Origin of the sequence: Piscirickettsia litoralis (genome assembly GCF_001720395.1) — a bacterium.
Lineage (GTDB): Bacteria > Pseudomonadota > Gammaproteobacteria > Piscirickettsiales > Piscirickettsiaceae > Piscirickettsia > Piscirickettsia litoralis.
In genome coordinates this window covers 7820-14072 of the sequence record NZ_MDTU01000002.1, presented here as the reverse complement: position 1 = coordinate 14072, position 6253 = coordinate 7820, and the positions used below count along the sequence as shown (strand labels likewise).

Here is a 6253-nt window from a genome sequence, read left to right as displayed (position 1 = left end):
CTATCTCAAAACACCCAATTAAACTCTGCATAAATTAAATATATTTAATCATTTCAACTACATCATCATCGCCAGCTGCAGATTTTAAAAACTGATCAACAACATGATATGATGTATTTGTAATAGGAATAGCCAAATCAAACTTATCGGCAGTGGATGTTACAAAAGACAAATCCTTCTCAACAATACTAACATCTGCTATCTTGCACTGATTATCATAAAAAAGTTGACTCTGTATATATACGCCATATTTTTGAATCAAATAAATTTCCTCTAAAAGCGGACAGTAACTTATGAATATCTAGCCCTTGAAGTTTAGCTAATTTTAACGCTTCACATGCAGAAAGCATGGTATTAAGAACCATGACTTGATTACAAACTTTGGTTGCTTGTCCTTTTCCTGCATCTCCCATATAGTGAATTTTATCTGAATATTGAGAAATTATATCTTTAACTAATTCAAAGGTTTCTTTTTCTCCACCAACATAAGTTGTTAACTCTGCTTTTCTCGCTCCAACAGGAGCGCCAGATACTGGCGCATCCAAATAACTTATCCCTATCTCCTTCAATTGCTGATGCATACTTAAGGAGCAATCAGGCGATATTGTTGAATGGTCTATGATAACTTTACAGTTAAAATTTTTATCATTTACAATACCATTTTCACCAAAAATGATAGACTTAACTGCATCATCATCTGTTACCATCAATATAACAACATCTACAGAAGAGGCGAGTAATGCCGGAGTAGACATACTGAGTGCACCTTTTTTTACAAATTCTACACATTTGCTCTGTGTACGATTGTAAATATGCAGTGTATAGTCTGAATCCAATAGGTGATGAGCCATTGGCATTCCCATCTTTCCTAACCCAATAAACCCTATATCCATTACTTAATTAAAGCTCCAATATTAATTTAAAAATCAATGATAAAACCACAGTAAAAACCACAAACTAGAAGAACTGTAAATTCTGGCAGATAAACAAACAATAACACACTGCAATAGTACTGTAATATTTTTTATTCTCTAAACTATTTTATTAACTCTATACATTGGCACCGGTTGCATCAAAAATGCGTATAATCAATATCCAAACTAATCTCTAAAAAAGTTTATTTTAATGATTACCTGAAGAAGTACTAAGAATTTCCTTTCACTAGCTGTGAAGCCTTTTAAATATATCATCAGTAGAATCCTTAATATTATCAGCAGAAGAAGCTGCCGCTGCATAACGACAAAGTTGAAACAACTTACTCGAATTTCCATCTCTATTTATCAACCTATCCACAACCATACCCGCTCCTAACAAAAGAGGTATAGCCTTCGACAAAACTCTCATTGCTGCACGAGAAAATTTACCAGGATCTGAGCGATCATTTTTCAACCTAGAACCAGATAAAAGTTTACTTTCACAATCATAAAGTTGTCCTTTAAGCTGTTCAGGGTCCTTATCTTTAGAAACGATAAAGTCAATGGAGTGTTTCATAACATTAGATTTATAAGTCGGGAAGGCTTCCTCAAAATACTTCTTTCTATCTCCATCAGGCAAACGATTAAAAACACCTCTACGTATTTTTTCAATTTCATCTTTTACATTTATTAATGCGCTAATGTCTCCATCATAATGAAGTAATTTTAATATATAATCTTTATCCTCAGTTAGTTCTAATATTTTTTCTAAACGTCGAAGATCTTTACTAATTTCAACACCATTAAAACTACTTAGCACTTCGCCTAAAAAAGCTGAATCCACATCTTTTACTTTATCGAGTACCAATCTGATCAGCTCTGGAGAAGATGAATTTTTAAGCGCTAGCAAGAAAGTGTTTCTTTTGAAGTTTACCTTAAGTTTCCACAATTTCTCAGCTAGGTCCCTTGTCTCCATTATAGGGCTGACCCAACTTTCACAGTCTTCACCTTCACCCTTATTTTTGTCCTGGTCTAGTTCCCCTTCATCCTCTATACTCACCGATATTTTCGGAATGAATGTTTTTTCAAAACTATCTTTGCTGATTTTCTCGCCTTCTTCAACTAGGGCTAATATAACTTTAGCTAGATCTACATCACTCAACGCTGCCTGCAAAGTTTTTAAATCCGCATCCGGTACTTTTTCCAATATATCATTAACCAAATTCACGTTTTCGATCATGTTACGAAAGGCTATTATATGCATTTCGCCATCTAATTTAAGTATTTTTTCTATAAAATCTCCTTCCTTCTCTATAGTATCTAAATCTACTAAAGGCATGTACAAATCTATTTTACTCAAGATTAAAAAAACCAAATCTTTCTTTTCAAGCATAGCGTTATAAGTCGATACATCACATGATGGTCCTGCCAGTCTCAGTATGGCTAAAGGCAAAGAATCGTCAGGATTAGGATAATAGAGTGATTTTAAAAAAGTGTCTTCGTCCAATCCCGATATTTGGCGCAACATTTTTCCAGCTAGAAGAGGCTCCTCCCGAAGTGCTTTTTTGAAGCCTCTTTTATCCACAATTTTCCATGGTTTACTCAATATGTCTTTAGCCAGATCTATCTCCTTAAGCGCGACCTGCAAGGTCTCCAGATCCGGATCAGTTACATTTTTCAATATGCCTTCAACTAGTTTTTCTTCTCCGAGCAGAGCTTGGAAATCCTTTTTACCAAGGCTCCCCTTCAGGGCCAGTATCCGTTCAGTCATTGGGTTTTTTACTAAGCGCAACCGATAAGAACTCTAAGTCTGCATCAGTTACTTTTTCCAATATATCTTCAACCAGTTCTTTTTTCTGAAGTAACGTCTCAAATTCGTATTTGCTGCAGCTAGTTGATTCAAATAACTTCAATACCTTGTTAGCAAAGTCTATGTCCTCCAATGTAATATTCAAAGTTATTAAATCAGCATCTCGTACTTTATTTAATATACCCTCAACTATAGTTATATTTTTTTCGTCGAGCAATTTCTGGAAATCATCTTTACTAAGTCTAAGTCTAAGTCTCTCCGTAAGTTCCAGTATTTTTTCAGCTATTGGTTTTTTGCCAAATGCAATCTGCAAAGTCTCTAAGTCTGCATCGCTTATTTTTTTGACATTCTTAACGAAGGCTACTTCTTCGAGCAATTGCCTAAAGCTCTCTTCGCTAATTTTCCCCTCTAGCTCTAATATGATGTCAGCCTGGTCTTTGTAATCACTCACAGCCCGTAAAGTGTCTAAGTTTGCGCCCTTTACTTTTTTGGCAATCTTTTTAATTAGCTCTTTTTGTTTAACAACCCCATCACAATCACCTGTATTGAGTTTATTTTTCCCAACTACAGCCGATAGAGCACGAATCAAGCCTAGGTCTTTAAGTAGATCCTTATAAGCAACTACATTGCATTCCTCTACTATTTTCAATAGGTTATTTGCATTCGTAGAGTGTTCACCAAAGAGTGAATCAATCAAGGTCGCCGCATCCAAACCGGGTACTTTCTTTAAAAGCTCTCTAGCCTTCTTTATATTTCCTGGTTTAGCCAATATGGCTTTAAATTTCTCCTCTGGAAGATCCCCTTCTAAATCCAGCAGCCTTTGAGCTAAATCAATATTCTTAGATACTGTTTCTAACGTGCTTAATTTTTTATATCCTTTTCTACTTATGCTACCAACCAAGTCTACTTTACTGAGCAATTGCCTAAAGCTCTCTTCGCTAATTTCCCCCTCTAGCTCTAATATGATGTCAGCCTGGTCTTTGTAATCACTCACAGCCCGTAAAGTATCTAAGTTTGCACCATTTACTTTTTTAGGCGATCTTTTTAATTAGCTCTTTTTGTTTAACAACCCCATCACAATCACCTGTATTGAGTTTATTTTTCCCAACTACAGCCGATAGAGCACTAATCAAGTCTGGGTCTTTAAGTAGATAATTATAAGCAACTACATTGCATTCCTCTACTATTTTCAATAGGTTATTTGCATTCGTAGAGTGTTCACCAAAGAGTGAATCAAGTAAGGTATCCACACCCAAATCCGCTACTTGGTTTAAAAGCCTTCTAGCCTTCTCTCTATCCCCTGATTCAGCCAATATGGCTGTAAATTTCTCCTCTGGAAGATCCCCTTCTAAATCCAGCAGCCTTTGAGCTAAATCTTTATCATTCTCAAATGCTACTTTTAAAGTAATTAATTTTTTGATATCTTTTTATACTTATGCTATCAAGCAACTTTTCTTCATGAATAAGCAAATGCTCGAAGCTATTTCTAGGGATCTTCCCATGTCCATCTAACTCTAGTATGAGTATGATCTTAGCCTGTTTTTTTATGATTGTACGCAGCTTGTAAAGTGGTTAAGTCAAAGCCATTGACTTTTTCGGCTACACTATTGACCAAATCACTTTCACGCAGAAGCTTACAAAATTCCTCTTTACTAAGCTCTCTTTCTCGTCTAGGTGCTAGACCTTTCCCTCCCGGAGCCACATAAAATGTAATATTCTTAACTGTTTTTAATATTGTCATAGCCGAATTAGGGTTGGCAATTATAAGTGATAAAAGAGTGTCGTCTAGCTCCCCAATCCCTAATTTTTTTCGATACCATTGAAAGCAGTTCATCTTTGCGAATAAAGTCATCAAAATAATTTTTTGTCTATCTTATTACTCTCAACAAGTAATTCCAGTATTTTTTTGTTTTGTCGGGATTATTAATCCCTTGCATTAAGGTATTTTCATCTACATTATTTACTTTACTCAATATCTCAGCAGCCAGTCTTATTTTCTCTTCACCTTTATGGTTTCTCAAAAGCTTTAAAAATTCTAGGTGATTTTCCTCGCTGATAGAAAGATTATTTGAGCGTAAATCACTCATGAACGTCTTATAATTCTTTAAATTATCACCTTCAAAATGTCCATCTACTAGTAACGTCATAAGAGTTTTAGTAAGAGTTTCAGATGTAGTCATACCAGTTAATAACAACAAATCTGATACTGCCTTATGAAGCTCACTAAATTCTTCTAAAATTTTATTTAAAGATTTATTTTGATCCTTTAATATATTTATAACTTTCTTTTTATTTTCACTTTCTTTCATATAGCTCAAAAAGAAATCGAGCACACCCCTATCTAGGTCTGTATCAATTAGAACCTTTAATAATTCTATTGCTTCCTTATTTTCTTCATTACCAACCGATTCATAAAGTTGATACAGTTGATTTATATCAATTTTATTTAAACTATCATTAATTAACTCATGACCGAATAACTTCATTAAATTTAAGTGCTCTTGTATATCATGATCACTAGAGCCATCAACCAAACACTCTAAGGTCGAACACCAATCTGAAGTAAACTTATGAAAATTTTTCTCGTCTCCAGCTCTATTTCTATAATCTGCTAGTGCTGAATCAATAAGTTGATTAAAACCAATGTTTTCTTTATCGTTTATAGGCTTACATAATTCTTCAAAGTCTTGCGCCCACTTTGGCCCATTATGGCCATTATTTCTTACATTTGATAACGTTTTAATATTATCCGCTTTATTTTCGCTCCCAAAAATAGCTTTTAAACAAGCAGGGGAGAATTCTCCCAACATCTTAATCAAAGCGTCTGCTTTAAAGTCAGATTCTTCGTTTTCCTTTACTATCTTTTCTAGAAATTTCAGATCATCTTCTTTCATCTCATCATATAATAAACCGGCCACTTCAGTCCCTAATACCCCCACGTATCGAATGCTAGCATATATATCATTACCTGTGACCTTGTTCACTTTTTTAGCAGCATCTAGCCTACTTAGTATAGCTTGTTTAATTGCGGGAATATCTTCTCCATCGGCCAAATCACCCTTATCCATCAACTCTGATAAAATTTCACTAGAATTTAGTTCGCCATCTCCATCTTTAGTCAATGTATCCTGAGACTGTTCTGTATCTACTGGCAATGTACTCATAAACAGCTCAAGGTCTTCTGGGTTTAATACGGCCCATTCAGCAAATTTTTTAATTTCTTCTGGAATCTTGTCTGTTTGCTCACCATTAGAATTTAAAGCATCTAAATTCCCCAGCGCGATAGAAAGATCTCTAAATAGTTTATAATCTTTTATAATCTTTTCCAGCTTGTCATATGTTAGCAACTCCAAATTTACATCGAATGTCTTCAGATCTGCCAAAAGTTTTAAACAATCTATCGACTTGATGTAACCATCAGATAGCAAATTATCTGAAAAAAGCGCCTTCAATTTTTCTATATTTTTTAAGACATATAGAATCATATTTATATGGTGTGTTAGACGCACAGCATCTTTTCGGTATTTTT

Annotated in this window: 7 protein-coding genes; all 7 read right to left on the bottom strand. The window is 34.6% G+C overall.

Translation table 11 applies throughout. The annotated features are described in order from the left end of the window. Window positions 1–34: 34 nt before the first annotated feature. On the bottom strand, window positions 35–172 hold the full coding sequence (locus tag BGC07_RS20815) for a hypothetical protein (protein ID WP_158006972.1): 138 nt from the start codon (window positions 170–172) through the stop codon (window positions 35–37). Between the two features lie 43 nt (window positions 173–215). Beyond that, window positions 216–893, bottom strand: a complete 678-nt coding sequence (locus BGC07_RS15075; protein ID WP_069313913.1) for an NAD(P)-dependent oxidoreductase — start codon at window positions 891–893, stop codon at window positions 216–218. A gap of 268 nt (window positions 894–1161) precedes the next feature. Further along, complete coding sequence (locus tag BGC07_RS15070) at window positions 1162–2685, bottom strand: hypothetical protein (protein ID WP_069313912.1); 1524 nt, start codon at window positions 2683–2685, stop codon at window positions 1162–1164. After that, the gene (locus BGC07_RS15065) at window positions 2678–3718 is read right to left on the bottom strand and encodes a hypothetical protein (protein WP_069313911.1); all 1041 of its coding nucleotides are present in this window, start codon (window positions 3716–3718) and stop codon (window positions 2678–2680) included. Before BGC07_RS15065 ends, BGC07_RS15070 begins: the two co-directional genes overlap by 8 nt. A gap of 37 nt (window positions 3719–3755) precedes the next feature. After that, a complete protein-coding gene (locus BGC07_RS15060) occupies window positions 3756–4037 on the bottom strand; it encodes a hypothetical protein (RefSeq protein ID WP_069313910.1) in 282 nt (93 codons plus the stop codon). Between the two features lie 218 nt (window positions 4038–4255). Continuing rightward, a complete protein-coding gene (locus tag BGC07_RS15055) occupies window positions 4256–4558 on the bottom strand; it encodes a hypothetical protein (RefSeq protein WP_235603446.1) in 303 nt (100 codons plus the stop codon). Between the two features lie 34 nt (window positions 4559–4592). Beyond that, on the bottom strand, window positions 4593–6253 hold a 1661-nt coding region (locus BGC07_RS15050), incomplete at its 5' end, for a hypothetical protein (protein WP_158006971.1).